Origin of the sequence: Spirillospora sp. NPDC046719 (assembly GCF_040645715.1) — a bacterium.
Classification (GTDB): Bacteria; Actinomycetota; Actinomycetes; order Streptosporangiales; family Streptosporangiaceae; genus Spirillospora.
Genome location: NZ_JBEYYT010000739.1, coordinates 1 through 3,005 on the forward strand (window position 1 = coordinate 1; position 3,005 = coordinate 3,005).

Here is a 3,005-nt window from a genome sequence, read left to right on the forward strand (position 1 = left end):
GGCCCGGTGCGTTCCGCACCGGGCCGGCCTTCCGTGCGGGGCCGTCAGGGGTTGACCACGGCCATCCAGATCGGCTCGGTCCGGCTCTGCATGGCGTCGACGGCGCGGGACACGTCGGCGAGCGGGTACCGGTGGGTGATGAGGCCGGCGGCGTCCAGCGCACCGCTGCCGAGCAGGGCGAGGACCTGCTCGGCGTCGGTGCGGGTGCAGGCGCGGGTCCCGACGATCCGCCAGCAGTTGCGCATCAGCGCGACCATCGGAAGCGTCACCGGGGCCTGGTTGGCGCCCATGTGCACGAGCGTCCCGCCGGTGGTGAGCGCGGCCGTGGCCTGGAGGGTGACCGGACCCTGCGGGACGTAGTCCAGGACGGCGTCGGCGCCGCCCGGCACGAGGTCCCGCAGCGCCCGGGTGAGGCCCTGGCCCTCCTCCCAGCCGGCGGGCAGCCCGTCCAGCGCGAGGATGTCGGTGGCGACGCCGGGGGAGAGGCGGCGCACCGCCTCCAGCCGCTCCGTGCTGCGGCCCACCAGGACGAGCCGCGCGACCCCGAAGTGCGGGGCGAGGGCGACGGTGGCGGTGCCCATCGTCCCGGTGGCGGCGGTGACGACCAGGGTCGCGCCCGCCGCGAGATCGGCGAGCTTGAGGGCGCGGACCGCGTTGGCGAGGTCGTGCACCTTCGCGCCCACGTCGAAGCCCACCGCGTCCGGCAGCGGGTCGACGAGCCAGTGCGGGACGCGGACGTATCCGGCGAGCCCGCCGTCGTGGTACTCGTCGTACAGCGGCATCGGGACGTCGCTGAACGCGGCGTGCCCGATCATCGCCTGCTGCGCGCACATCATCTCGCGGTCGGTGCGGCAGTACCGGCAGGACCGGCAGGTCAGGTTCGGGTGGACGCGGACCCGGGCGCCGGGCGCGATCCCGGTGACCCGGTCGCCGACCGCGGCGACCGTCCCGGCGGCCTCGTGCCCGAGGGTGGTCGGCAGATGCCGGAAGGCGCCCTGGGCGAGCAGCCGCATCATGCCGGGGGCGAGCCCGGCGGACGCGACCTCGACCAGGACGTCCAGCGGCCCCGGCTCCGGGACGGGGATCTCGGCCAGGTGCAGCGCGTCGGAGCCGCGCTCGGCGCGCGCGGCGAGCATCGTCTTCACCGGGCCTCCGCGGCGGTCGAGGGCAGGTGCCGGTCGAGGAACGCGTGCGTGCGCGCCCAGGCGGTCTCGGCCGGGCCGGACCGGTACATGTGGGGGCGCGCGTCGCAGGCGAAGGCGTGCCCGGCGTCCTCGTACACGTGCTGTTCGAAGTCGGCGCCCGCGTCCCGCAGCGCCGCGTCGATGGCCTTCACCTGATCGGCGGGGATGGTCGGGTCGTCGGCGCCGACGTGCAGCAGCATCGGCGCGTCGATCGATCCGGAGCGGTCCAGGACGGCGTGCGGGCCCGCCGCGATGCCGGGGCCGTAGAACACGACGGTCGCGGCGAGCCCCGGGATCGCCGTGGCGGCGGTGAAGGCGGCGCGGCCGCCGAAGCAGAACCCGACGACCGCGGTCCGGTCCGCGGCGAAGCCGCCGGCGGCGAGGTGGTCCAGGACGGCGCCGACGTCGGTGGCGATCGCGTCAGGGCCGATCGCGCCGATCAGCGGCATCGCCTCGGCGTGCCGGTCGTAGCCGAGGGTGCCGACCCCGGTGCGGTGGAACAGGTCGGGCGCCAGCGCCAGGAACCCGCGCGCCGCGAACCGGCGGGCGATGTCCTGGATGTGGTCGTTGACGCCGAACGCCTCCTGCAGGACCACGACGGCCCGGTCGGCGGCCCCGTCCGGCCGTGCGGCGTACACGCGCATCGGGCCGTCGGCGGTCTCAAGGGTGATCCATTCGGTCATGACTCTCCTTGCGGCAGGGCGTCGTAGTACTCGGCGGCGCCGGGATGCAGCGGGACGGGCGTGCGGCCCATCGCCACCGGGTCGAGGGGATAGGTGATCGGGCTCTTCTCCGGCGGGAGGTGCCGGTACTGGCGCTCGATGACCTCCCGCGTCTCGCCCAGCACCCACGCGATCGCGTAGGCGACGTCGTCGGGCAGGTCGGAGCGGGTCAGCACCAGGAAGTCGGAGAAGTCGAGCGTGCGGAAGCGCGGGCAGCCGGGGAAGTGGCCCTCCTCGACGGTCGCCGCGGGCCAGGAGTAGTCGGCCCACAGGCCGTCGAGGACGTCCTGCTCCACCTCCAGGAAGTGCAGGTCGGCGCCGAACTCCTGCCAGTGCGGCAGCATGACGGCCTCGTGGACGACGGCGTCCGCGCGTCCCGCCAGCACGTGGGCGAACGTCTCCCAGGGGCGCTCGTCGGCCAGGACCGTCCCGCCCCAGCCCGCGACGTCGACCCCGGAACGGGTCAGCAGCTCGTGCGCGCCGACGCCGACGTGGTTCTCCCCGTCGTGTCCGGACGTTGCGAGGGTCAGCGCGGGCGCGGCCTCGCGCAGCTCCGCGAACGACGTGATCCCGAGCGTCCTGCGCACTCCCACGACCAGACGGTCGCGCTGCGGGACGACCCCGAGCGCGCGCAGCTCGGGGAACGACTCCCCGGCGTACAGGCCGCGGCCGTCCAGGGCGGCGGCGGCGAACGCGGCGGGCGTGGTCAGCGCCACGTGCACCTCGCCCCGTCCCACCGCGCGAACGGCGTCGGCGTAACCGCGGCTGTTCCAGATCGCGACCTTCGTGTACGGGCCGCAGCGGTCGGTGAGCTCCTGGGAGATCCAGCCGCAGACCCGGTGCAGGTTGGCGGCGCCCCAGTCGCCGCGCAGGTGCAACGTCAGCGACCGGTCGATCCTCGGTTCGGGCGGGCGGGTCATATGGTGCCTTCCAGGTCGAAGTAGCCGGCCATGGCGTCGCGCACCCGCGCGGCATGGGCGGAGGGGAACACGGCGGCGACGTAGCGGTCGGGCTTGACCAGGACGAACCGTCCGCGCGCGGCGGCCAGCGCGGACTGGAGCCGCCCGTCGGCGTCGGCGATCGCCTGCCGCCCGTCGCG

4 protein-coding genes are annotated in these 3,005 nt (G+C 75.2%); all 4 read right to left on the reverse strand.

Annotation, left to right across the window (positions count from 1 at the left end):
• Nucleotides 1-44 precede the first annotated feature (44 nt).
• Nucleotides 45-1,136: an alcohol dehydrogenase catalytic domain-containing protein gene (locus ABZ914_RS49495; RefSeq protein WP_500201538.1), complete on the reverse strand. Its 1,092-nt coding sequence runs from the start codon at nt 1,134-1,136 to the stop codon at nt 45-47.
• 5 nt (nt 1,137-1,141) lie between these two features.
• Nucleotides 1,142-1,867, reverse strand: a complete 726-nt coding sequence (locus tag ABZ914_RS49500; RefSeq protein ID WP_500201534.1) for a dienelactone hydrolase family protein — start codon at nt 1,865-1,867, stop codon at nt 1,142-1,144.
• The gene (locus ABZ914_RS49505) at nt 1,864-2,826 is read right to left on the reverse strand and encodes a TAXI family TRAP transporter solute-binding subunit (protein WP_500201536.1); all 963 of its coding nucleotides are present in this window, start codon (nt 2,824-2,826) and stop codon (nt 1,864-1,866) included. Before ABZ914_RS49505 ends, ABZ914_RS49500 begins: the two co-directional genes overlap by 4 nt.
• Nucleotides 2,823-3,005, reverse strand: a 183-nt coding sequence (locus ABZ914_RS49510) for a hypothetical protein (RefSeq protein ID WP_500201537.1), incomplete at its 5' end; no start/stop codon positions are given. The genes ABZ914_RS49505 and ABZ914_RS49510, both read right to left, overlap by 4 nt.

Coding starts and splice junctions, on each gene's coding strand:
- ABZ914_RS49495 (WP_500201538.1), bottom strand. CDS start 1,136: ATGCTCGCCGCGCGCGCCGAGCGCGGCTCCGACGCGCTGCACCTGGCC.
- ABZ914_RS49500 (WP_500201534.1), bottom strand. CDS start 1,867: ATGACCGAATGGATCACCCTTGAGACCGCCGACGGCCCGATGCGCGTG.
- ABZ914_RS49505 (WP_500201536.1), bottom strand. CDS start 2,826: ATGACCCGCCCGCCCGAACCGAGGATCGACCGGTCGCTGACGTTGCAC.